The organism is Methylovulum psychrotolerans (assembly GCF_002209385.1).
GTDB lineage: Bacteria > Pseudomonadota > Gammaproteobacteria > Methylococcales > Methylomonadaceae > Methylovulum > Methylovulum psychrotolerans.
Map to the genome: position 1 here is coordinate 1,619,163 of NZ_CP022129.1, position 24,563 is coordinate 1,643,725.

Here is a 24,563-nt window from a genome sequence, read left to right on the forward strand (position 1 = left end):
CCAAAAAATACTTATTGTAACGGATTATGGGGCGCGTTCATAATCTTGTATCCACTTGATTTCATTTTGTATCAATGAATTTTTAGCCACCCCATAATCCGGCATAATCCGCTTTTAATTAAGTCGATAACCATGAATGTCAGTTAGGAATCAACAACAGAAGTGCCCATAATGTTATGTTAACGCCAACTCACCCTATTGATACATTTCGCTTTTTTCTCTAATACGCTTGCGGATATTTCTTAATTTGCGCGGCCCGTATTCAGCCCACATAATTTCCGCACCGTCTCCAAGCTCTTCATAAATGGGCAAAATGTCTGTCAATCCCTCAAAAACCCATTGCATATTCACCCCATCTTCCCCGCCTTTGTAAGGCTCTGTTGCCGCCAAGGCAATTTCAACAGTCTTATCATAGGCCTCATCAAGATTTTGGGCTTTAATAAGAACCGTATTTTCCCAAGAGATAAAACGTTTTTCCGGGTCGTCATTACCGCTTTGGTCAAGTTCCACAAACCTTAACAAATAAGACGCAACATACCAACCATAAGGCGCGACGTTTTTAGAATAGGTCATCCCCGCGCCACTCCCCTATTGCCATCCCGAATCCACTCGCTCCAAGACCCGGCATATAGCTTAGACCCCAGTAAACCCGCCACTTCCATCGCCAAGATATTATGGCAAGCCGTCACGCCAGAGCCGCAGTTATGCGCAACCGCTTCAGGGGCAAATTTGCCCAGCAAAGCGGTAAACTGCCCGCGCAACACGTCAGCGGGCAAAAACCGTCCGTCTTGCGCCAAATTCCATTGGAAAGGGCGGTTTAACGCCCCTGGGATATGTCCCGCCACCGGATCTATCGGTTCCTGCTCACCGCGATAACGTTCGGGGGTGCGGGCATCAATCAGGCACAGCTTGGCCGTCGCCAAACCATTTTCCACAGCCCGCGCATCCAGCCAAGTGCTGGTATCCAGATACGGCCTAAACACGCAAGGCTTCACTTGCGGCAATACTGTGGTGATCGCCAAGCCTTGTTGCCGCCAATAATTAATGCCGCCATCCAACACCGCGACGTTACGGTGCCCCATAGCGCGTAACAACCACCATAACCGCCCGGCAAACGCGCCAGCCGCATCATCGTACACCACCACTTGGCTATAGTTGCTGATACCCCACGCGCCCAAAGCCTTCGCCAACACCCGAAAATCCGGCAACGGATGGCGACCCGTCTGGTCGGTGATGGCGGAGGACAAATCCTTATTCAAATCGGCATAACGGGCGGTGGGGATATGGCCGAACTGATAGGCGTTACGGCCTGCATCGCTATCCGCCAAAGAAAACCGGCAATCGACGATAACCCAATCGGGATGGCCTAACTGGGCTTGCAATTGGCTGGCGGAAATTAGGGTGGTATAGTTCATAAAGCGACCTGTAAGATGATTTTGCCGAAATGCTGGTTGCTCTCCATCATGTCATGCGCCAGCGCGGCTTGGTTAAGGGGAAAAGTGGCATGGATAATCGGCTTGACCGTACCTGCCGCCAACAAAGGCCAAACGGTTTGATAGAGTTGCCGGGCAATGGCGGCCTTAAAACCATCATCCTGCGCCCTTAAGGTAGACCCGGTCAAGGTCAGGCGTTTTAACATCACCGCCCACAAATTCAGCTCGGCTTTTGCGCCCTGCTGCACGGCGATTTGCACTAACCTGCCCTCTTCGGCCAAGCATTTGACATTACGCGCCAGATACGCGCCGCCGACCATATCCAATACCACATCAACGCCCCGCTGCGCCGTTAACGCTAAGATTTGGTCAACAAAATCCTGGTCATGATAATTAATCGCCGCATCAGCGCCCAAAGCCCGGCACAACTGGCATTTTTGCTCAGACCCCGCCGTCACATAAACGTTAGCCCCTAAGGCCTTAGCCAACTGTATCGCTGTCGTACCGATACCGCTACCACCGCCATGCACCAACAAGGTTTCGTGGGCGGCTAAACGGGCGCGGTCAAAGACATTACTCCAGACGGTAAAAAATGTTTCCGGCAAAGCCGCCGCTTCAACAAACGACAAACCCGACGGCACCGGCAAGCATAAAGCCGCCGTCGCCAGACAATATTCGGCATAACCGCCGCCCGTCACCAAAGCGCACACCGCATCACCGACCCGGACATGTTTCACCTCATCACCCACCGCCACCACCGTTCCGGCGATTTCCAACCCCGGAATATCCGACGCACCGGGCGGCGGCGGATACAGCCCCTGCCGCTGCATCACATCCGGGCGGTTGACACCGGCGGCGGCAACCCGCACTAAAACCTGCTGCCCCGAAGGCACAGGCACAGCGCGTTCGGAGGGCGTTAACAGCGTCTGGTTAATTTCAATAACACGCATGGCAATAATACCTTTAAAATAGGCCGCTATTATAAACCCTTTCTCCACCGCTGAAATAACCGCCCGTTCGCTTGGGCAGGCTATTCGGCGGCAAGCATTCCAACCGTCATAAACTAGGATAACAAATGATTAAGGCAGGTATTGTAGGCGGCACCGGTTATACAGGTGTTGAACTGTTACGGATTTTAGCACGGCATCCAGACGTTGAAGTCAGCGTCGTCACCTCCCGCGCCGATGCCGGGGTGCGCGTCGATACGGTATACCCTAGCCTACGCAACTTCGTGGCCGTCAGCTTCAGCCAACCGGAAATCGACACCTTAGCCCAATGCGACGTGGTCTTTTTCGCCACCCCCAACGGCACCGCCATGCAAATGGCCGAAGCCTTACTGGCACGCGGCATAAAAGTCATCGACCTGTCCGCCGATTTTAGATTGCAAAATATCCCCGAATGGGAGCAATGGTACGGCATGACCCACGCCTGCCCCGACTTGGTAAAACACGCCGTCTACGGCCTGCCCGAAGTCAACCGCGCCGCCATCCAACAAGCCCAACTGGTCGCCTGCCCAGGTTGCTACCCGACCGCCGTGCAACTGGGCTTTTTACCGCTGATCGAAAACCGCCTGATCGACACCCAGCAGCTGATTGCCGACGTAAAATCCGGAGTCAGCGGTGCCGGGCGCAAAGCCGAACTGGCGACCTTAATGAGCGAAACGGGCGAAAGCTTTAAAGCCTATGGCGTCGGCGGCCATCGGCACTTGCCGGAAATTCGCCAAGGCCTCAGCCATGCTGCTGGCGAAACCGTGCAACTGACCTTTGTCCCGCACCTGACCCCAATGATACGCGGCATCCATGCCACCTTATACTCGCAAATCAACGCCAGTGCGGATACCCTGCAAGCCATCCAAGCCCTATATGAGCAACGCTACCAACACGAGGCCTTTGTCGATGTCCTGCCGCAAGGTGCCCATCCCGACACCCGCAACGTGCGCGGCAGCAATAACTGTCAAATCGCCCTGCACCAACCCCAAGGCGGCAACACCTTAGTCGTGCTGTCGGTCATCGACAACCTCGTCAAAGGCGCGTCAGGACAAGCCGTGCAGAACATGAACCTGATGTTCGGCTTGGCGGAAACAACGGGACTGGATATTGTGGCGTTATATCCGTAAGCCCAGTTTATCACCGTAGGAACGTTGCACAGCAACGTCCCTATGCCCCCGCCCCTATTGATGCAGGACAATAGATGCTAACCCAATCGCTGGCGCTTGCCATCACTGGCTACCAAAAATACCTCTCCCCCTATAAAGGCTTCTGCTGCGCCCACCGGGTCTGGCACGGCGAGCTATCTTGCTCCGAATATACCAAACAAACGCTATTGCAAAACGGTGTTTGGCGGTCCCTGCCGAAAATCAGGGCACGTTTTCAAGCCTGCAAAGCTGCCGCTTTAGCACTCTCAGAACAACACAACCGCGAGCGGGACTATAATAGGAAAAAATGGCGGGATAAAACGGGTGATTTTTGCGAATGCTGCAATCCCTTAGAGCTAATTTCGTCCGAAGGTTGTAGTTTCTTCCACATAGACTGCGGTGGGATTGATGCTTGTGCGTGTACGCCGTAGTCGCTTGAATATTATCCTTCAAAGCGTGGTACAAAAGCCGTTGTGCCGGGTCGCCGTCCAGAAAAACCTTACTTAGCCGCCAGCATAACCTGCCAAAAAATTATCCAGCGTTTCATCAGAAAACAGTTTTTTACGTTATCAATTGATTTTACTGCGTAATCAATGACCGACAATGTCCGACCGGGCGATTAATTACATCAAGGCATGGGAATAATGTCACAGCAGTAGGTAAGTACCTCACTGCAATAATTAAGCGGCTTGCGTAAGCTATGTCCTAACAAAGCGGTTACCCAAGATTGCAACCGCCTTGCTAAACCACTGGCTATTTTACTTAATTAGGACACGACTCATGAAAACTTTACGCAACGCAGTAACCGCTTTATTGACTGTTGGCACCTTGGCTGGCGCAACCGCCGCTTCCGCCTTACCTGCAAACTGGAGCGACCAACTGCCCGCTTGGACATCGACCGCTTCTTCTTGCGCAATTGATGAATCTTCCGCCAGCAAATACGAAGTGACCGGCACACAATTCCGCTTCTTGGGAAACAATGTCAGCAATTTTGGCCTTTTTTCCGCCGCCGCTAAACAAAGCTTAAGCTCCATCAATATCACACCGAACTATCAGCCCATCACTGTGCGCTGCAATGTCACTCCCGTTTATGACTATGTTCCGGCTATCCCCCCAGCCGCAGGCGATTTCGTCGGCACACCTGCGTCATGGATCAGCGCAGATTGGAATTCCTTAATTGTCGGCTATAAGGATACTGACGGCATCAGCGCCAAAGCCCAAGTTAGCGCATCACTGAAAAAAATCAGCCGTACCACCATGACTGAATCCACTATCGCCACGTTTAACAGCAATCTGTCGGCTAATGTCGCGGCCAATGAAGATGTCATACAATTCAACCATAAGTTTGATTTCCACGCCAATGACTACTATGTAGAAATCAACTTAATCCGCCAAGACGCTACCGTGACCACGCCAGTGGCTTACAGTGTCCGTCTGGCAAAAGGTAGTGTCGGTACTATCTTACACTAACGGTCTGATGCGGCTGGGTGCAGTACAGCCCACCAGCCGCCTGCAATGAATTTGACGGCGTTAGTGACTACACTAAGGACACCATTAACGCCATCTTATCAGCTCTGTTAATGTAAAGCGTGGACTTGCCCTGTCATCACAAAAGAGTGTGTTTTGTAGGGCATGATAACAAAGCAAAGACACATAGAATACCCGATTAACTCCCCGATCAACTACACCCGCACCAACTTGTCCGAACACCTAGAGCAAGCTAGTCGCCAAAAAAGCACGCGATGTGCGTTGGCAAGCCGGACGGGAGCCCACCGTGAAATAAAACTGTTAGCTAATTTTTAGTTTAGCATTTTCGCTTCAGCCACCGTTCAGCCGTTGCATTCTACTCTATAGCCGACACAACAAGGACATTAGGTTTTCCCGTATGGGAAAGCGATTGGCAACGACACAAAAGGTAAGCAAAATGACTCTGCAAAACGCTGATAATACCCACAATAACATCATCGAATCTATGAACCAAGCTTTTGGCGACCATGAATTTTATGGCTTGGAGTATGTTTTGGACGAATGGCTGGAAAACACGCCCGCCCCCGGCTACCAAAATAAAATCGAATCGTTTGGTTTTTGGGATTTTCGGGATTGACCGCCCCATTGCCTACTCTATATAGGGCGAGTATTAAGCGGGTGTGAACAGTCCCTTGAAATTAGGATATAATCGGTATCTTTTTTTCAACTATTAAGATCAGCGGCGGCCTGTTACTGGCTTAACGTAACGGCGCGGCGGTCAGGATTAAAAACACACGCCATGCAAGAAATAAACCCGATCAAAAATAAAATTGCCGACCTGAAAAGCCGTGGAGACGCGCTCAGGGGGTATCTTTGACTTCGATAACAAAAGCGAACGCTTAGTTGAAGTCTTAAGGGAACTGGAAAACCCCAAAATCTGGGACAAGCCAGAGCTCGCCCAAGCCCTAGGCAAGGAACGTGGCCAATTGGAGTTGGTGGTCAACACCATCCTCGACTTGGAACGCGGCTTGGCCGATGCCGAAGAATTGCTGCTGATGGCAGTTGAAGAAGACGACGAGGACACCGTTGAGACCGTCGTTGCGGACTTGGACGACTTCGAGAAACGGGTCGCCGATTTGGAATTCCGGCGCATGTTCTCCGGCGAAATGGATGCCTGTAATGCCTTTTTGGATATTCAATCCGGCTCCGGCGGCACCGAAGCGCAAGATTGGGCTTCGATTATTGAGCGCATGTTCTTACGCTGGGGCGAGCGCAAAGGCTTTAAGACCGAGTTGATCGAAGAGTCCGATGGCGATGTCGCGGGCATCAAAAGCGCCACCATCCGCTTTGAAGGCGAATATGCGTTTGGTTGGTTGCGTACCGAAACCGGCGTACACCGTTTGGTCAGAAAATCCCCCTTCGATTCCGGCAACCGCCGCCATACCTCGTTCGCGTCCGTGTTCGTGTCACCTGAAATTGACGACGATATTGACATCGACATCAACCCCGCCGATTTGCGTATCGACGTGTACCGTGCCAGCGGCGCGGGTGGCCAGCACGTTAACCGGACCGAATCCGCCGTGCGTATCACCCACAACCCAACCAATACCGTGGTGCAGTGCCAAAGCGACCGCTCGCAACACAAAAACAAAGACACCGCGATGAAACAGCTTAAAGCCAAGTTGTATGAGCTGGAAATGCGCAAACGCAGCGTGACCCAACAGGCTTTGGAAGACAGCAAATCCGATATTGGCTGGGGTAGCCAGATCCGTTCTTATGTGTTAGACCAATCCCGGATTAAGGACTTGCGCACCGGGGTGGAAACAGGCAACCCGCAGGCAGTATTGGACGGAGATTTGGATATGTTTATTGAGGCGAGTTTGAAGAGCGGGTTGTAAGTATGCCTATAAATTTACTAAGCTAATCCCCGCCTCTATACTTTGCCAATGAACAAAAACGAACGTGAATTGTTACAGTTACGCGGTAAGGTGTTGGGTTGTCATTGTAAGCCAGCGGCATGTCATGGTGACGTTTTGGCGAATTACTTAAACTCACTTGATGACGGTAAATAATAAAAGCTGAATGATATGCCCCACTATAACACCGCCCTGTTCCTGTTCCGCCGGGATTTACGCCTAAGCGACAATACCGCCCTAAACGCCGCCTTACAGTCCGCGCAACAGGTCATCGCCGGGTTTGTCTTCGACGAACGGCAAATTAACCCGCATCCGTACCAAAGCCAACCGGCCTTACAGTTTATGCGCCAATCCTTGGCCGATTTGGCGGGGCAGTTGCAAGCGGTTAACGCTAATCTGGCCTTATTCCAAGGCTTGCCCGTACAGGTGATACGCGACTTGCACCAGCAACACGCTATCCAAGCGGTGTTCATTAACCGTGATTACAGCCCGTTCAGCCGCCAGCGTGATGCGGAAATTGCCGACGTTTGCCGACAACTGAACATCGCCCTGCATAGCTTGCCTGACGCGCTGCTGACCGAGCCGGAACAGGCTTTGAAACACGACGGCAGTGCCTATAAAGTGTTCACGGCATTTTATCATCATGTTCAAAAGCGGCCTGTGCCAGCCCCGCAAGCTTTAGTAAACGGGCGGTTTTTAAGCGTGGCCTCCACTGCGCCGCCAGACAGCCTCACGGCTGTAGGCAACTGGGGCGGACAAGGCGGGCGTACGGCGGGGTTAGCCCGTTTGGCACAGCTCCAACACTGCACCGATTACGCGCTAGAGCGGGATTTCCCGGCCTTGGCGGCGACTAGCCAACTCTCAGCGCATCTAAAATTTGGGACATTATCGGTGCGGGAAGCCTTTGCGGCAATTACCCGGCAACTCGGTGCCGAACACCCTTTATTGCGGCAATTGTATTGGCGTGATTTTATGACCCATATCGCTTACCATTACCCAGCAGTGTTCGGCCATGCCTTTATCGGCAAATTTGACGGGCTGGTTTGGGATAATAACCGCGCCTACTTTCAGGCCTGGACGGAGGGGCGGACAGGGTTTCCTATTGTCGATGCTGGGATGCGCGAGTTGAATGCCACGGGCTTTATGCACAACCGGGTGCGCATGATCACCGCCTCATTTTTGATAAAGGATCTGCGCATTAGCTGGCGTTGGGGCGAGCGTTATTTCGCCCAACATCTGACCGATTATGACCCTTGTGTCAACAACGGCAATTGGCAATGGGCGGCCTCGACTGGCTGTGATGCCCAGCCGTATTTTCGGATTTTCAACCCGTGGCTACAACAACAAAAATTTGACCCTCAAGGCGACTATATCTACCGTTGGCTACCCGAATTGCGTTCCGTACCGATAAAAACCTTGCACCAATGGCCGCAGAAACATTACGGCGACTTTTACCCCGCACCGATTGTCGACCACAGCACCGAGGTGCAGATTACGAAAGCGCGGTTTAAAGCGGCAGGGTAGTAGAACAGCGCTAAGCCCCTACCCTAAAAGCCTTTGCTATCCTAGGCTTTTTCCACTATAAATAAGCAACACACTTTTCATTTTAAATTCCACACATTAACAACCATGTCCGAAATACAACAAGACGAACAAGAACAGATCAGACAACGCCGTAGTAAACTCAATGAGTTACGCGATAGCAGCATTGCCTTCCCCACCGATTTCCGCCGTGATACTGTCGCGGGTGACTTGCTTGCCCACTATGCTGACAAAACCAAGGAAGAGCTGGAAGCCGAACCGTTACGCGTAAAACTGGCCGGGCGCATCATGACCCGGCGGGTCATGGGCAAGGCCAGCTTTTGCCATATCCAGGACATGTCCGGGAAAATCCAATTGTATGTCACCCGCGACGCTTTGCCTGAAGGTTTTTACAACGAGCAATTTAAAAAATGGGACATCGGCGACATTATCGGTGCCGAAGGTGTGTTGTTTAAAACCCAAACCGACGAGCTGAGCGTTAAGGTCGACGGTATCCGCTTGTTGACCAAAGCCTTACGCCCCTTGCCAGAAAAATTCCACGGCATAGCGGATCAAGAAATCAAATACCGCCAACGGTATTTGGACTTGATTATGAGCCAAGACTCGCGCAACACCTTTTTTATCCGCTCGAAAATTGTCGCTTATATCCGCCAATTTCTGATTGAGCGGCAATTTTTGGAAGTGGAAACGCCAATGATGCAGGTGATTCCCGGCGGGGCGACGGCGCGGCCTTTTACCACCCACCATAACGCCTTAGACATGGATATGTTTTTGCGTATCGCCCCGGAACTGTATCTCAAGCGCTTGGTAGTCGGTGGTTTTGAGCGGGTCTTTGAAATCAACCGCAACTTCCGTAACGAAGGTTTATCGACCCGCCATAACCCCGAATTTACCATGTTGGAGTTTTATCAGGCCTATGCGGAATATCAGGATTTGATGGACTTGACCGAAGCCATGCTGCGCGGCATTGCCGAAACCGTGGTCGGGCATACCGTCATTACCTATCAGGGTGAAGAATACGATTTTGGCAAACCGTTCCAACGCCTGACCGTTGTCGAATCCATCCTGCATTTCAATCCAGAACTGACGGCGGCAGACTTAGCGACCCGTGCAGCGGCGGCAGCCGTTGCCGAAAAGCTGCGGATTCCGGTCAAAGAAGGCTATGGCCTGGGCAAAATCCAGATTGAAATCTTTGAAAAAACCGTTGAAAGCCGCTTAATGCAGCCGACCTTTATCACCGCCTACCCAGTGGAAGTGTCGCCCTTGGCAAGACGTAACGACAACGACCCGCATGTGACCGACCGTTTCGAGTTTTTTGTCGGTGGCCGTGAAATCGCCAACGGTTTTACCGAGTTGAACGATGCCGAAGACCAAGCCGCACGCTTCCAAAAACAAGTGGAAGAAAAAGAAGCGGGTGACGATGAAGCCATGCACTTTGATGCCGACTACATCGTCGCCTTAGAACATGGTATGCCGCCTACGGCAGGCGAAGGTATCGGCATTGACCGCTTGGTGATGCTATTTACCGACTCGCCCTCTATCCGTGATGTGCTGCTGTTCCCGCACATGCGCCCTAAGCTGTAACGCCAATAAATCTGTCAAAAATAGCCCCGCATGGGTTTTGCCGGGCTATTTTTGAAATAGTATCGTGAGGCGGTTTCCTTGGAGCGCGTGCATTTTGCCTGCGTTTCAAATCCTTAGTTATCCATAGCCTGATCAAGCCAACGCCTTTGGAACTCATCAGCGGGCAGCGGCGGCGAAAGGTAATAGCCTTGGATCAGGTGGCAACCGTAAGACCGTAACAACGCCAACTGAGATTCAGTTTCAACCCCTTCGGCAACAACTGTCATCTTGAGTATTTCCCCTAAAGAGACGATAGTCTTAATAAATGCCGCTTCCTTGGAAGCAGGATCTCCGGTATAGGCCTGTATGAAAGAGCGGTCGATTTTAAGGGTTTGGAGGGGCAGTTTTTGCAAATAGGATAAAGAAGAATAACCTGTGCCGAAATCATCCATCGCGACATGGATACCCCGTTCGCGGACTTGGCGCAACCGTCTGGTGGCCTTTTCGACATCAAGCATGATCAAGTTTTCCGTCACTTCCAATTCAATCCATTCGGGTTTGGTTCCGGTTTCGGCCAGAATACGGTCAAGCACGGCAATAAAGTCATCGGCCAACAGTTGCCTGGGCGAGAGGTTGATCGCCGTCCGAAACCCTGGCTGTTTATCCGCCCAGAGCTTGGCTTGCAAACAGGCGGTCTTGAGTATCCATGTGCCGAGCGGAATGATTAACGCGGTTTCCTCGGCGAGGGCAATAAAACGGTCGGGGGGTATCATGCCGAAACCGGGACGTTGCCAGCGGACTAAGGCCTCCGCACCTACTACGCGTAAAGAACAATCGGCTTTAGGTTGATAATAAAGCCGAAATTCTTCTTGTTCTATCGCCAACCGTAAAGCATTTTCCAACAAAAGCCTTTGCTGGGCGGCCTCATTCATCCCCGCTTCAAAATATTGGAACATACCCCGGCCTTTGGCTTTGGACGCATACATGGCGGTATCCGCATGTTTGGTCAGGGTATCGAAATCATTGCCGTCATCGGGGAAAACGGCTATGCCGATGCTGACCCCGATGTAGACGGTATGTTCGCCAATTTGCACCGGACCGGATATGACCTCAAGCAGTTTCTGGGCTAGCTCAGTGGCGGGGCCGATACCGGATAAGCCCGGCAAGATGATAGTGAACTCATCGCCACCCAGACGGGCTACCGTATCTGTTTGGCGCAGGCAGCTTTGGATCCGCACGGCGATGGCCTGTAATAAACTGTCCCCCGCCCAATGTCCGAACGAGTCATTGATAATCTTAAAGCGATCCAAATCCAGAAAAAACACCGCGACACGGCTATTGTTGCATTGTGCCAAAAAAATTTCGTGTTCAAAACGGTCTCTAAACAGCAAGCGGTTAGGAAGATGGGTCAGCACATCGTAATGCGCCAGTTGTTTAAGCTCTTCTTCCGTCCGCTTCTGGTGGCTGATGTCCGTGGAAATGGCTACATAATGGGTCAGTTCATTGCGTTCGTCGGTGACGGCGTTGATGCTCAGCAGCATCGGGCAGAATTCGCCGTTTTTTCGCCGATCCCAGATCTCCCCTTTCCAAACCCCTTTGTCCAATAGGGTTTGCCATAAGCTTTGGTAAAACGCCTTATCATGGAGTCTCGATTTCAAGATCCGGGTATTTTGACCCAATATTTCAGAACGCCCATAGCCGGTGATTGCGCAGAATGCAGCATTGACTTCCAAGAAAACGCCTTGCGGATCGGTGATAAAAATAGCCGCACTGCTGGTTTCGAAAACTTTGGCACTCAGCCGCAGTCGGGTTTCCCGATTTTTCAATTCGGTGATGTCTAACGCCGTTATGACTGCACCTTCCAATTTCCCCTGCCTGCCATGCAGCAAACTACTTTTTAGCCAATAGATAGAAGAAGGATGGTCTTGATTTTTTTTTAACAGCCCATGTTCACCGCTATAGTTTCCATACAGCCGGATGGTTTCCAGCAACACGGAGCGGACAGTCCACGGCAAAGCGGGTAATTGCCCGGCAAGTTGCTGGCGTTCGGTAGAGGATAACAAGTCGTCAATGTCGGTTCCTAGCAACTCCGCTTCGGAAAAGCCCAATTCGCGCCCGGCTGCCATATTTAGCCGGAGAATCTGGCCTTTGGTGTTAATGACTAATAGGAGATCGTCAATAGTATCTGTGATGCGCTCGACAAAGTGACTAAGTGCCTGCTGTTGCTGCACCTTCTCTTTAAGCTTAGCCGTTTGTTGTTCAGATTCGCAAAGCATGGCATTCATGCTTTGGGTGATGACTAAGATTTGCCTTTCCTGTTTAAGGTTGGCCAATCTTAGGCTAGCGATTTCTTCCTGCAATTGTGCCAGTCTTTCCCCAGTGCCGGGACTTTGGCTTTCGGCCACTGTTAACGGCAGGGTACCGCTCAAGGACATCCAAAATCGTCCCCCCTCTTTTTTGACATGGAATCCTGACGTTTTCAGGTCGATACGCAAGCTATGCGCCGGACAAACAAGGCTGTCGCCATTGGGCAAAGAGCATTGTGTCAGGTTATAGCCTTCATGAGGACAGAGGGCGGGAATGGCCCGAAAAGTATCCTGAAGTTTGAAAATCAGAACATCAATAGGCTGGTGACCATTTGGCAACCATAACCGGCCTGCCCAGCGCGGCGGTTCAGTTGTATCGAGAAATGTCACCGATTCGACAACGGCATAGTGAATATTTTGCTGACTCATTCAGAAACAAGGCTGCATATCAGGCGGATGGTATCAGGTATGGCCTGTGCGGTAGTGTCGGACAGGCCGGAATAAAAAGGGCTGGCACCAGCTATTTCGACACCGACAATTATAATAGCCGGCAACGGCTGGCGGATGACCTTAAGGGCTTCCAGCAAATAGGGGATTCCCAAACCATGGCCCGTCAGCCGCTGAGGGTTTTCGGCCAAATCTTCCGGCCTCAATAGGCAAATTTCGCCGACATCCCCAAAATTGCTGAGGGCATCGACCAGAACCGCCTTATCGCAATGTTCCAGAAACCGGAGCGCGTTCAAACCTGCTATCCCTGCATTAAACACCTTGATGGTGTCTGGCCATGCCAATTGGCACAATTGTGTATAAACGTGGCTACCAAAACCATCATCACCATGCAGTTCGTTACCGAAACAGACTATATGGCATGTCTCCATATTAAAGCCATAATGTTGTGCGTTTGCCTGTATCGAGCACATGCACGGTGCAGACCAGACACGGGTCGTGTGAGCGGATAATATGGCCTATTTCCACCAAATCCTCAGGGTCATCGACCGCCAGACCGAGCAAACTGCTCTCCCAATGCCCATGCCGGCCTTCGCTATCCTTAGGCGATGCGTTCCAAGCGGTTGGCGTGACGACTTGATAACGGCTAATAACGCCGTCGGTGATTTGCACCCAATGACCCAATGCCCCGCGTGCCGCCGTTACCAAACCAAAGCCTTCGCCGTCCGGAATATCTTTTTCCGGGGGGTTAATGATATGCGGGGCGTTAGGGTGCGCCGCTAATTGGTGCAGGGTTTCGCGCATTTTCAGCAACAGCCGGGCGGTACGGTGTAAGCGGGCGAATTGGCGTAGCCAAGCATTGCCGCCTTCGGCCTGATACAGCGAACAGATCAATGCCTCACCATTAATGAGGGCATCGGCCAAGGGGCCGGTTTGCACGACTTTATTTTGATAACGGGGAGCCTTACACCAAGTATAGCGGTCAGAATGGGGTTGATAATCAGGAATGGTTTGCCCCTGAAACGGATGGCGGCCGCCTGCATAAGGTTGAAACCAAGAATAGCGCACATGTTCGGTAATCTCGGCTTGCTCAAACGCTTCGATAATACCCGTATCGCCATTAAGGAAACCGGCCTTGAACAAGCGTTGGTGCTGTGGCGGGAAAGTGCCGGCAGCGTCCGGGTCGTCATAAGCACCATAACTGAGCATGTGCGGCGTTCCGAACCCTACGCGGTGTAGGCCGATATCGCGGCTCATTTGGGTGAACAGTCCGATGGCGCTGTCTGCATGGCTGCCTTTTGCGGTTAGCCAAGCGAAGAAGTCATCAGCCGATTGCAACGCCAACCAAGTTTCTAGGTCGCCCCCCAATACCATCTGCTCAAAGCCACGGGTCAGCTTATTGACAATAGACAGGCTATCGATAATGTGGCGCTGGCTTGCCGGGGTCGTTACCCCTCCGGGTAACATATAAGAGGAGTGTGGCCATTGGCCGCCAAATAGGGCGATTATCTCGACGATATGGCGCGAATATTCGAGGGCGCCGCAGTGCACCCAGCCTTTGAACGGCAGAAAAGCCGCCCGGGCTTTTTCATAAAGCGGTTTATGGCGGTATTTGGGATGACAAAAGTCCGCCGTGAAGAACAGGAAGGATTGCCGCAAATCGCTTTGCACCGTTTCGGCCATCAAGCACAGGTTGCGGATACGGACTGCGGCCGGCGGTACGGGGATACGCCCGACTTGTTCTAGTGCCAGCACCGCCGCATTTAATTGCGCCGTGCCGCAGATGCCGCAGATGCGTGGCGTAATCACCAGAGCATCTTTCGGATTCCGGTCCACAAGAATTTGCTCGAATCCCCTATAGAGGGAACCGATACAGCGGGCATCGACGATTTTGCCGTCTTCCAATTCCAACTGGAAATCCAAATCGCCTTCAACGCGGTTCAGATCAATTTGAATGGTTCTTCTGGACATAACTAAGGATCCATCGTCTTGTTCAGCACCCGTTCGGGCGCGGCTTCATGGGCCAAGCTTTTGTAAGCCATATAATTGGCCCGTTCTACGCCCATCGGCAAATGCACCGGAATGCTGCCAATTTTTTCGGTATCGAACAAATCATGATCCAACGGAAAGTCAGGGGAAGTGCAGCCGAAACACGGCACACCCGCGCGGGTCTTGCTGCTGCGGCCATTCCACAGTTCGGTATTGCAAATCGCCATCGTGACCGGCCCTTGGCAACCCAGATTAAAAAACATGCAGGCTTTTCCGCCGAATGCGGCGTCTTCCACATCGTATTCATGGTATTCGTTACGCGTACAGCCCTGATGCACCGTGGTATTGAAAAAGACTTTAGGACGGTTAATATGGTCCAGTTCCACCGGAAGCCCCATTGCCAGCATGGCCAGCGTTTTGGTCATGGCATTGGGATGGGCGGGGCAACCTGAGATATTAATGACCGGCAAACCCTTACGCGAACGCCAATCTACCGACAATAAGCCGCCGGGGGATTTTTTGTCGAACTGTAAACCGAGGCAGTCAGTAGGATTGGGCGGGGCGGAATGGACACCGCCATAAGCCGCACAAGTGCCTAATGCCACAACATATTCCGCTTTTTCGGCCAGTTCCCTAACCAAACTCATTTTTGAACGCCCACGATAAGGATCGTACATGCCCGAACCATCCGGGCCGGTGATGATACTGCCTTCAATACATAAAATATCGAGGGTTTGTTGTCCTGCGAGAATGGCTTCGATTAATGTTTCCAGCCGCCCCGTCGGTTCCATAGATAAAGAAGGTTGCCAGAGCATTTGTATACCGTATTCATCCACAAGTTCTTCCACTGACGGGCTGTCGGCACAAAGAATCGACATAGTATCGCCACCGCAGGAACCCGTTTGCAGCCAAAGTAACGTTGTCATAACCATCTCCTTGAGACTATTCGCCAGAAAGACTACCCGCCAAGCCTTTTTAGCCTTAACAACCTTAAAAGCCATGCTTGTGGCCGATACATTACAAGCTTAAGCAAGTATTAGTATTTTAACCGCTATCGAAATTATCTATAAGATATTATTAATTTTCAAGTTTTTTCGGCAATAAGCTTAAACACATTTACAAAAAATCGCCTGACCCTTCTTTCGCCGCACAGACAGCAACCCATTGCCCTAACGTAGTAAAAGTAGCGGTTGCCGAAGCCAATACGGCATTGATCTCCGCCTCTGGTTGGGAGTCAAAACATTGCGTCATTAAAACGGCAAAACCGCGCCATTGCGTTTCTAAATCCGCCCCATAACAATGGTAAAAATTCAATGCTGAGCTAACATCATCACCTAATTGTTGGCTTAAATGCCGGCCTATCACCCGACCGCCCAATAACGAGCCTTCTAAGACATACAATGCACCCATTTTTTGGGCAAACGTTGTCAAATCGGGTAATGCTTCGCAGATAGGCAAGTTGCCAGCACTATTAATGCCCAAAACGTTTAGATCTTGTTGCAACAAATGGGTTTTGCGGCGATAGAGCAATTGGCTATGCAGTTCGGCGGGTAAATTATCAAATAACAGAGGTTCTATGCCAGAAAAGTAACCGTAAAAATAGCTTAACAACTGGGCATATTCGTTTAAACGATAATCTTTGGCAAATAAGCGTTTAAAGCAAGGTGCTTTTTCTAGGTGCTGATGGGCGGCTTGCGTGTCATTTTTTAGGCGCACCATAATATTCGGGTGATTATTATCGGCGGGAAGGCTTATCGAAGGTTGCGTTTGCATAATTTTACTGTATAAAAATATAAAGACTGCTGGTTAAGGCGCATTTTAAGGGATAACATAACCCATAGTTTAGCCTTTAATAGCCCGCATTTGCCAGACCTTGCCAAATTTAAGGGCGTTCAGGTTTTGCAATTCAACAAAAATGCCGCCCCCCCCGTCTATATTTTAGCCCCGCCTTTAGGTCACCGGCATCCCTATCACCTTGTTAATTATTATTTTAAGCAATACACATAGAGAGGACATAATGGAAGCAATAAAAGTAAGGTTTGAAGCCCAAGGCTTGCGCACCGTCGAGGTCATGCCCGAAACCCATTTATTGGACGTACTGCTCGAACGTCATGTTGAAGTGAAGCAGTTATGTAGCAGACGCGGCCTCTGCGCGACCTGCCATGTTTATGTGACCAAACATCCTGAACAGTTAAGCCCCCCTACGCCCAGAGAAAGCTTGACGTTAGCGGTATTAACGGGCGCCCAAGCTAATAGCCGCCTTTCTTGCCAAGCCAAAGTCTTGGGCGAAGGGGTAGAAGTGGCGTTACCGGACGGCTTATATATCGATTCTTTCGAGTCTTTAGAACAGCTAATTGGACAGCGCACCCAAGTACCCATATTACACCCCGTTACAGGCGATATACTGGTTCCTGCCAATAAAATCATTATCCGCTCGATTATTGAAAAATTACAACATTTAAATGTCGATATAGAAAAAGTCAAAAACGGTGACTTATAACAACCACCAACGGCACTTGCGTCCGGGCTACCGTGTAATAGGTACGCGCGGTTAGACCCATCACGCAAAAACTAAAGACCCATTGCGCCCGCAACTGCTTATACGGCGGAGCACAAGGCCTTTAGCCGTTTATTGTGTAAAACCGACAGATAACTGACTTATGTCCCTTATAACTTCGCCGTTTTCTCATTTAACAATTCCTGCAATTGGTTGACCCTTCTGACCAATTCATTAATGCGCAATTTTTCTTCGGCGGCGGCCAAAAGCGCTATTTGCTGATGCTCGTTCAGGGCATCAAACACTTCGACAATTTTCACGGCCTTATACGGGTCGGCGGCATTCGGACGCGGCTCATCTTCGGTTTTTACCGCAGTCAAAACAAATTTAACATCAAAACCATGCCGAGCCAATTGCGCCAAGTGATGCGCAGGCATCTTTACGCCATTTTCCCAAGAAATGACCGACCGTGATGTGACGCTACATAATAAGGCGACATCATACTGGGACAGCCCCAATCTTAACCTTTCTGTACGAAAGCGGGCGGCCACTTCTTTTATGATGCTTTCTTTCTGCATTTATCTTTATTAACATATGAAATATATTTCTTTAAATTCCCGAAGAATTCTTCACTTTAGCACCGCTTAATAAAAAACTACCCCTATCGAATTGTCTTAGGCATAAAACCAATAAAAACTCTGGGCAGTGTATTAACCAGATAACAATACTTCTCAACCTATCCGAGCATAGCCTCCCCATAACATTTCTCCAGCTTATCCTCAGCCGTTTCGACGTTAACTCCAGATAGTACCTTCCGACCTCAGGTAATGTTTTCTTCGTATTTTTTGTTGACATGTGAAGTATTCTTCTTTAAAGTTCAATGCAAATATCCATTGGCCTAGAACGCATGAAATTAAAAACTCCAAACAAAGCGAAAGAGATGTTTATAAAAGGGTATCAGCTTTACTGAATAAGCCCGTGTACATGGCATACCCTGCCATGTTGTCAGCGACTTATTGCATGGTAAATAGTGGTGCGAAAGCCTTTTAATATCAATTTTGCAGAACCCATGCCCTATAGGCTCACCGAAAGAATATAGGAAGCACCGTTCATTCCGACATACCTTCAGGGACATAAAGGGATTTGTTCTCACGAGCGCCGGAGCCGTAGACCGCGTAAGCGAATCTGCATAGTGGCCATAGATGGCTAACCCGTACGGGAGCCTATCTTTTGGCATTGGGTGTGCCCTTTATATATGGTTTAACGAATGTTAAAAAACACATAAAGGCCTACTTTTAGTTCATTGGTGTAGGCGAGACCAATCATACAAGACCGCCGTATTATTAGGATCAAAAATGGCAATTAGCCAGAGGGGATTTTGCCCTCCTGCCAAAGCGGCGTTGCGTAAACGCTTACCATTATTATCTTATAACTACCTTGCAATCATACCGGGCGAACGCTTTTTATCCATATTGTCATATACCAGTTACAGCAAAAATCAAGCCCAATAACAGAAATGAATATGGCGACCATAAGCTTCTGGGTTATTTTTACCCACAAGAAACAGCATACCGGTGAACGACCAAACGGCGCAGAGCTCCATAAAACCGCCCACTATAGTTTCATCAAAATTAACGAAGAAACAGATCAATATTTGCCTTGGTTTCTTTAGGCTCCCTATATGGCCTAAGCCTATCTGAAAATGGGCAACCCAAAGACCGTTGCCGCCTTTAGAAAGAAAGCCCTGAAGCGTTTAGGCGCGATAAGCAAATAATACAATACCATAAAAATCATATACTTGCACGTTATTTATAAAAAACAAGTTAAGTACAAATAAATCAAAAAATAATTATCAACAGAATAGCGTTAGATGGTAAAAAACTTACCCATCTACATGAAAAAAATGGCTCAATATGGGGTTGTTGGCTGTTTGACAATAACCGTCTTTACCGCATTTTCTGACATTAGGGACAAACTCAAGAAAGCTCAGATATAGCGGTACAACGTTTGTGATATGCCCCGATAAGAGGGGCTCCAGCTAGGAACGCAATGGCAACCAGAAGCCTTCCATGGTGCTCGGATGGGCTTCGCAAAACCTGTCGCCGCATTTTGAGAGGGGCAGTCCTATAAATTTTAGTGGCTTTTAAAAATGGACTTATGATTATTTTCTCATACTCTATGTACTGAAGGGATCAGGACGGCGAATAATTTGACGATCCGACGGGCTACTTATTTGTCGAAAAGATGATGGCCACAACAGTGACCTGTCAATTGCAGAGCTGCAACCGTCTCGATGACATCACCGCGATGTCCGCGTATTTAACAAATGAGGCTGCCTGCCAAAAAAAGGAAAAGTTGATGCCGTCAAATTAGCGGCTTAAATAAGGGTGGGCATGAACGGTTATAAAAAAATTGCAGCAAATTTAAAAATGGACTTATCGTCATTTTCGTCATATTATACATGTACTGATGTTACGCAGTAGCGTGCTTTATCCCCGTTTGCCGCGCCGAGCATAGCAGGTTTTGTCGGGATCAGCCCAAAGGGCATAAATACCCAACCCGCCCCTCCGATATGGAGGGTGGATTTATGTGAAAATCAAAACCCAGATAGAACTTTGATGTTAAAGCAGCCTGTCTGGCAATGTGATTTTTTATGTGCAGAGAAAATTTACACAATTTAACTATTGGCAGAGTTTTCGCTCTCTCTGTCGATACCTAACTTTACTATAGAAAAAGTCAAAAATACTGGTCTATAAAAAAGCTCAACGACCTTTGCTTTCGGCAGGGTATTACATTGTAAACGGAGGAGTTTATGGCGATTGACGTAACCGATGGCGGTTTTCAGGGGTATCACAATTATTATTATCCTGACGAATTTTTTAAAGCAGATCCAGAAAAAGGCGCCATTTATCTGAATGATGGTGAGCGGGCGGCGAAAGTCAGCGAATCGTTCATTAACGGCCTGCATTTAGGGATTGAAGAAGAAATCGGCGATTCTGCCGGACTCTTGATGTATAAAACCGGCCACCAATGGGCGTTGTTGGACATGAAACGCTTTAACAACCGGATGCGCCATGAATATGGCGGCGGTAAGTTGGATATTTGGCAAATGAACAAGCAGTTTGTTATGGAAACATGGTGGTGGCCGTTGACCATCCAAGGCTTTGGCGGTTGGCGTTTGACTATGGGCGACAAGGATAACGAGGCTTTACAAAGTAAAGGCCTGACCGTCATTGAGTTACGCAACTCGGCGGTGGCCCAGTCGATGGCTTTAGCGGGCAAGCCGGTTTGCCACATGTACGCTGGCCTTTTTGCCGGGGTGTTTTCCTTTTATGACCGCGAAGAACGCGGCTGTATCGAAATCCAATGCTACGCCATGGGCAATGATGTCTGTAAGTTTTTGGTCGGTTCGCAAAAACTGATGAACGCGGCGGAGTTTTGGTCTAAAGAAGGCGCTACGGCGACGGAAATACTCGAAAAACTCGGCTAATAAGGCAACTATTATGGTAGACACCTACACGCCTAGGCAACTGGACTATTTCAAAAGTACGCTGGTTATTTTAAATGCAGCCTTGACGGACACGCCTTTAGCTGCCGACCCGTTGCCATTGGCGGCGGCAGAGGCATTGGCTCCCCCGCCTGCCCCAACAATACCAGAGCCGGCAGCAGCACTAACGTTGGCCGAAGCAGCCCCGGTAATGGCTTTAGCCAGTAGCGCTGTTGATAGTGAACCGTTGCCCGAAGCCATTACGACAGTGGCAGGCACACCGACGTGTGCGGTCTTTTTCCAAGCCTTACCTTGGCAAGCCGATCCGATGGCGCCGATAATGGCGGCCAGTGCGGAGCCTAGCGTTGCCGCCGTGCTGACATTACCTGTAGAGCCGCTGCCCGAACCGATTAAACCCGTAGAAGGTAAGCCTAGCCAGGCATTTTTTCGGGCGTTACCTTGGCAAGGCACAACAGTATCTGTCAGCTTTACTGATGCCGCCTTACCACCTGCGCAAATGCCCAAAGCCAGCAAGGCGTTTTTCCGAACCCTACCTTGGCAAGGCCATAGTGCAGCTCCCGGCATAAACAGCGGCGACTTTGCCGGCATTGCCGCTATCGCTACACAAACCGCCCTGCAAGCGGCACAGCGGAGCGTCGGCAAGCAAGGTATACCAGCGGCAAGTTTTTTTAAAGCCTTGCCTTGGTCGAGCCGCGTTTAACATCATTTAATTTCTTTTGGTATGCGCACATTTATGACTACACTTAATACCCAACCCCCTGCCAAGTTACGCGACAACCCTGAAATCGCCAAACTTTTTTTAGCTGCCGAAAGCCGCCATTTCACCGATGCCGAATTCCAGCAGTATCTGGCTTTAGTGCCTGATTATGCTGACCGGGTCGCTGCCGCACAAGAAGTCATTGCGGCGGAATTGGCCACCGTCACTACCACGATCAAACAAGTTTTTTTCTTATACCCGTTTGCCAAATACCACGAATTCCCGAAAGACAAATGTGTCCGTGATGTCAGCTATGTCAGCGTCTATGCGACCCATAGCATGTTAATGGCCGAGCCGGATTGGTTCCGTGACAAGCTGTTAATTTGGTTAAAAACCATTTTGCAAGCGTTCTCCTATCCTGCGCGTGAAGAACGCCCCGGCGTGACTCCGGCTCAAGAACTGCCCTACCCTGAAATTACCCGCCACGCCGATACCTTACCGAAAAGGCAGCGGGCCATTTACGAAACTTACGCGCGGTTGCTGATGAACTATAAGCAAGTGCTGTCGCCACAAGCCTTTGCCTTGTTGCAACCGCACTTACAGTTAGCCGTTGATATCCTTGCTTCAGAATGAGTATGACACCATGACGACTACCTTTGATGAAACCGGCGCGTCTGCCCAGCAGCTCAGCGCCCAAATTTTACAAAAGATTTTTAGCGAGGCAGCCCAAACCTTCGATATGAATGCCGGCACCGTGTTCGGCAATACCGATGTCCGGGTCATTTACTTGTCATCTGATATTATCCATGCCATTTATGATGTCCTGAAATATGAGTCGGGTGATGCTTGGTCACTCATCTTAAAAAATTGCGGCGTTATTTGGGGCAAACGGGTCAGCCTGTCTTTAGAAAAAGAGCTGCAAGCCGCGACGCTGCAAAAAACCGCCGCACTCAGTGTCGACAGTTATATTGCCCTATTGGAAGCCTATTTCGCCAATCATGGTTGGGGGAAAATGCGCTTTTACTTAGATAGCGCCGAAAGCCACGGCATCGTCCGCGCCAATTTAAGCAACAGCCTGTTTGCCAATACCTTAAAACACCTGGACACACCTGTCGACTTTATGATCGCCGGTATGTTGCAAAGTATTTTTTCCGGTATCAGCGAACAAGAACTGGATTGCCTCCAAGTGTCTTATCAATATTCGGGAGCCAATGCGAGTGAGTTCCTGATCAGCGGTGCAGAACGCATCGCCGCGTTAGGGCAATTAAAGATACATGAGCTGGATCCCAATGAAGTCTTGGCACGATTACAAACCACCTGACGGTGACTTGTTTCCTGAACGCTATAACGTCGAGGAAATGCTGAATGAGAGCGCCGCCAGTATGGTCTTACTGGGGTATGACACCCAGTCGGCCATTCAGGTGGTGATCAAATGCTTTAAGCCTTCTGCCAAAGGGGCTTATTTGCGCGAGATCAATGCCGCGTTTGATCTCAGCCACCCTAATGTGCAGCGCTGTTTGGATACCTTCCACCGCGCCGATGGTATGGCCTGTATTGTCTATGACTATCTGGAGGGCGGCAGTCTGGCGCAATTATTAGCGGAGCAAGGCAAGCTGGATCTTAAAACGACCATCCTTTGCTTGCAGGCCATCTTGACGGCTTTGGCGTATTTGCATCGGCTTAACCGCATCCATTGCGACATTAAGCCGGAAAATATCATGTTACGCCCACAAGCCCACGGCCCCGCCGATTTTGTCCTGATTGATTTGGGGGCGGTGTGCATGTTACGCGAAGCCCAAGAGGGGCAGCATGTCCAAGGCACTCCGGCCTATATTGCCCCCGAACGGATTAAAAACCGCTTCTTTTTCAACAGCGACTTATACAGCCTAGGGGTTATCGCTTTTGAAATGGCTTGTGGGCGGCGGCCTTTTGTCGGTACCGTTAAAGAAATAACCCAAGCCAACTTAGCGTCCGTCCCGTCTTTGAGCGGTATCCAACCGACGGGGTTACGCGATTTTATTGACCATTTATTGGTGAAAGACCCTCAACAACGGCTACAGAGTGCCGAGGCGGCGTTAGCTTTATTAAACAAGATATTAATTTGCCCAAGCCAGTGGCAGACTGCCGTCTTAACCCCCGTTAGCATCCATGCTAGGTGGCGGTTGCCGCTAGAGGAAGAACCTGTGGCAATAGATTGCTTCCATATCAATGGCTACCCTTTAATCGGCTTAATGTATGAGGGTTATGAAACCCTTATTGACCCTCAGCAACCGCAGCAGCCGCTATGGAGATTTTTGACCCCTTATCCGCTACAAATTTTGGGCGTTGACAGGCTAGCCTATGCTACGCCTTCACGGGTGCAGATTGTTGAGTTGACTAAGGAAGGAGGCAGTGCGGAATGGCTGCTCAAAGAATGCCTGAACGACCTCAAAACGTGGCATGTCGGCTACCGTAAGCTCGTGTGGAGCAATACTTTTTTTTATTATTACGACAAACTTAGGCAAGAGCCTGCCGCCATTCGGTTTGGGGTGAGCAATTATTTGCTCAAGCCCCAAGTGCATATCCTCGGTAACGGTTGCATTGTCATCAGTGAAGGCCTCGCTAATAATAAAGTGGTGTTCCGTGATCCGCAGGCCCAAGTAGTAAGCGAATGGCAATTAGAGGGCATGGTCATTAGCTTAAGCTACGATACCCATAATATTTTAGCGGTCACAATGAACCTAACTGACGGTAATATATGCAGTTTATGGTGCTTAGCAATACATCACCCCCCCCGTAAGCTGGTCTTAACAGGTACTATCAGCCATATTTTTGCTATTAATGGGGTCGCTTTCTGGGTAAGTGACCGCACTGGGCTGTATTGTTGCGACACAACGTTACGTCCGCAGTTGATAAGTGCTTTGCCCAGCCAAGTGCTTAAAATTGCCGCCACTTATGACCACCGCTTCATCGTTGCCCTATGTAAAGATGATCACGGACTATTTATGACTTTATTGAAAAACCGAGCCGTCTTATGAATTTTCTTAGCGATTACTTTAACCCTCCCCGTCCCTTAACAGCCCCG

General features: G+C 49.9%; 23 protein-coding genes. 14 read left to right on the forward strand and 9 right to left on the reverse strand.

The features are described from left to right. Positions 1–195: 195 nt before the first annotated feature. The 3 genes from CEK71_RS07340 to CEK71_RS07350 are packed head-to-tail and all read right to left on the reverse strand — an operon-like array spanning position 196 to position 2,383. Positions 196–573, reverse strand: coding sequence for a DUF4288 domain-containing protein (locus tag CEK71_RS07340; protein ID WP_088618780.1), 378 nt, complete (start codon positions 571–573; stop codon positions 196–198). Continuing rightward, positions 570–1,415, reverse strand: coding sequence for a sulfurtransferase (locus CEK71_RS07345; RefSeq protein ID WP_088618781.1), 846 nt, complete (start codon positions 1,413–1,415; stop codon positions 570–572). The genes CEK71_RS07340 and CEK71_RS07345 overlap by 4 nt, the downstream gene beginning before the upstream one ends. Continuing rightward, positions 1,412–2,383, reverse strand: coding sequence for an NAD(P)H-quinone oxidoreductase (locus CEK71_RS07350; protein WP_088621535.1), 972 nt, complete (start codon positions 2,381–2,383; stop codon positions 1,412–1,414). The genes CEK71_RS07345 and CEK71_RS07350 overlap by 4 nt, the downstream gene beginning before the upstream one ends. A 125-nt stretch (positions 2,384–2,508) precedes the next feature. Here CEK71_RS07350 and argC point away from each other — a divergent pair, with 125 nt between their 5' ends. The 8 genes from argC (at position 2,509) to lysS (ending at position 10,076) form a co-directional block, all read left to right on the forward strand. Continuing rightward, positions 2,509–3,549 (forward strand): N-acetyl-gamma-glutamyl-phosphate reductase, encoded by a 1,041-nt coding sequence (argC, locus tag CEK71_RS07355; RefSeq protein WP_088618782.1) that lies wholly within the window; start codon positions 2,509–2,511, stop codon positions 3,547–3,549. Positions 3,550–3,623: 74 nt separating this feature from the next. After that, the gene (gene yidD / locus CEK71_RS07360; protein WP_088618783.1) at positions 3,624–3,998 is read left to right on the forward strand and encodes a membrane protein insertion efficiency factor YidD; all 375 of its coding nucleotides are present in this window, start codon (positions 3,624–3,626) and stop codon (positions 3,996–3,998) included. A 349-nt stretch (positions 3,999–4,347) separates the two neighbouring features. Then, positions 4,348–5,037 (forward strand): hypothetical protein, encoded by a 690-nt coding sequence (locus CEK71_RS07365; RefSeq protein ID WP_088618784.1) that lies wholly within the window; start codon positions 4,348–4,350, stop codon positions 5,035–5,037. 454 nt (positions 5,038–5,491) lie between these two features. Next, on the forward strand, positions 5,492–5,671 hold the full coding sequence (locus CEK71_RS07370; RefSeq protein ID WP_088618785.1) for a hypothetical protein: 180 nt from the start codon (positions 5,492–5,494) through the stop codon (positions 5,669–5,671). Between the two features lie 162 nt (positions 5,672–5,833). Then, a protein-coding gene (gene prfB / locus CEK71_RS07375; protein WP_157679046.1) for a peptide chain release factor 2 occupies positions 5,834–6,932 on the forward strand; the annotation gives its coding sequence in 2 pieces (ribosomal slippage) (positions 5,834–5,908 and positions 5,910–6,932; 1,098 coding nt in all). Between the two features lie 48 nt (positions 6,933–6,980). Beyond that, positions 6,981–7,106 carry a DUF4326 domain-containing protein gene (locus CEK71_RS24130; RefSeq protein ID WP_088618787.1) on the forward strand — a complete coding sequence of 42 codons (126 nt, stop codon included), beginning with the start codon at positions 6,981–6,983 and terminating at the stop codon, positions 7,104–7,106. A 15-nt stretch (positions 7,107–7,121) separates the two neighbouring features. Beyond that, complete coding sequence (locus CEK71_RS07385; protein ID WP_088618788.1) at positions 7,122–8,474, forward strand: cryptochrome/photolyase family protein; 1,353 nt, start codon at positions 7,122–7,124, stop codon at positions 8,472–8,474. A gap of 105 nt (positions 8,475–8,579) precedes the next feature. Next, entirely contained in the window at positions 8,580–10,076 is a 1,497-nt protein-coding gene (gene lysS / locus CEK71_RS07390) for a lysine--tRNA ligase (protein ID WP_088618789.1), read from the forward strand. A 113-nt stretch (positions 10,077–10,189) separates the two neighbouring features. Here lysS and CEK71_RS07395 read toward each other — a convergent pair whose 3' ends face one another. The 5 genes from CEK71_RS07395 to CEK71_RS07415 form a co-directional block, all read right to left on the reverse strand. Beyond that, positions 10,190–12,790: an EAL domain-containing protein gene (locus tag CEK71_RS07395; protein WP_088618790.1), complete on the reverse strand. Its 2,601-nt coding sequence runs from the start codon at positions 12,788–12,790 to the stop codon at positions 10,190–10,192. After that, positions 12,787–13,239 carry a hydrogenase maturation protease gene (locus tag CEK71_RS07400; RefSeq protein ID WP_088618791.1) on the reverse strand — a complete coding sequence of 151 codons (453 nt, stop codon included), beginning with the start codon at positions 13,237–13,239 and terminating at the stop codon, positions 12,787–12,789. The genes CEK71_RS07395 and CEK71_RS07400 overlap by 4 nt, the downstream gene beginning before the upstream one ends. A 1-nt stretch (position 13,240) precedes the next feature. Then, complete coding sequence (locus tag CEK71_RS07405) at positions 13,241–14,779, reverse strand: nickel-dependent hydrogenase large subunit (protein ID WP_088618792.1); 1,539 nt, start codon at positions 14,777–14,779, stop codon at positions 13,241–13,243. 2 nt (positions 14,780–14,781) lie between these two features. Beyond that, complete coding sequence (locus CEK71_RS07410) at positions 14,782–15,723, reverse strand: NADH-quinone oxidoreductase subunit B family protein (RefSeq protein WP_088618793.1); 942 nt, start codon at positions 15,721–15,723, stop codon at positions 14,782–14,784. Positions 15,724–15,913: 190 nt separating this feature from the next. Continuing rightward, on the reverse strand, positions 15,914–16,570 hold the full coding sequence (locus CEK71_RS07415) for a biliverdin-producing heme oxygenase (protein WP_088618794.1): 657 nt from the start codon (positions 16,568–16,570) through the stop codon (positions 15,914–15,916). Positions 16,571–16,814: 244 nt separating this feature from the next. Between CEK71_RS07415 and CEK71_RS07420 the strand changes: the two genes are divergently transcribed. Continuing rightward, positions 16,815–17,297, forward strand: coding sequence for a 2Fe-2S iron-sulfur cluster-binding protein (locus CEK71_RS07420; protein ID WP_198328494.1), 483 nt, complete (start codon positions 16,815–16,817; stop codon positions 17,295–17,297). Between the two features lie 167 nt (positions 17,298–17,464). Here the strand turns inward: CEK71_RS07420 and CEK71_RS07425 are convergent, their stop codons facing one another. Then, positions 17,465–17,872, reverse strand: coding sequence for a helix-turn-helix domain-containing protein (locus CEK71_RS07425; protein ID WP_088618795.1), 408 nt, complete (start codon positions 17,870–17,872; stop codon positions 17,465–17,467). Positions 17,873–20,106: 2,234 nt separating this feature from the next. Between CEK71_RS07425 and CEK71_RS07430 the strand changes: the two genes are divergently transcribed. The 5 genes from CEK71_RS07430 to CEK71_RS07450 are packed head-to-tail and all read left to right on the forward strand — an operon-like array spanning position 20,107 to position 24,516. Next, a complete protein-coding gene (locus CEK71_RS07430; RefSeq protein WP_088618796.1) occupies positions 20,107–20,784 on the forward strand; it encodes a V4R domain-containing protein in 678 nt (225 codons plus the stop codon). Positions 20,785–20,797: 13 nt separating this feature from the next. After that, a complete protein-coding gene (locus CEK71_RS07435) occupies positions 20,798–21,502 on the forward strand; it encodes a hypothetical protein (RefSeq protein WP_088618797.1) in 705 nt (234 codons plus the stop codon). Between the two features lie 33 nt (positions 21,503–21,535). After that, positions 21,536–22,132, forward strand: a complete 597-nt coding sequence (locus tag CEK71_RS07440) for a globin family protein (RefSeq protein ID WP_157679048.1) — start codon at positions 21,536–21,538, stop codon at positions 22,130–22,132. A gap of 10 nt (positions 22,133–22,142) precedes the next feature. Further along, a complete protein-coding gene (locus CEK71_RS07445) occupies positions 22,143–22,820 on the forward strand; it encodes a hypothetical protein (protein WP_088618799.1) in 678 nt (225 codons plus the stop codon). Further along, a complete protein-coding gene (locus CEK71_RS07450; RefSeq protein WP_157679050.1) occupies positions 22,789–24,516 on the forward strand; it encodes a serine/threonine protein kinase in 1,728 nt (575 codons plus the stop codon). Before CEK71_RS07445 ends, CEK71_RS07450 begins: the two co-directional genes overlap by 32 nt. Positions 24,517–24,563 lie beyond the last annotated feature (47 nt).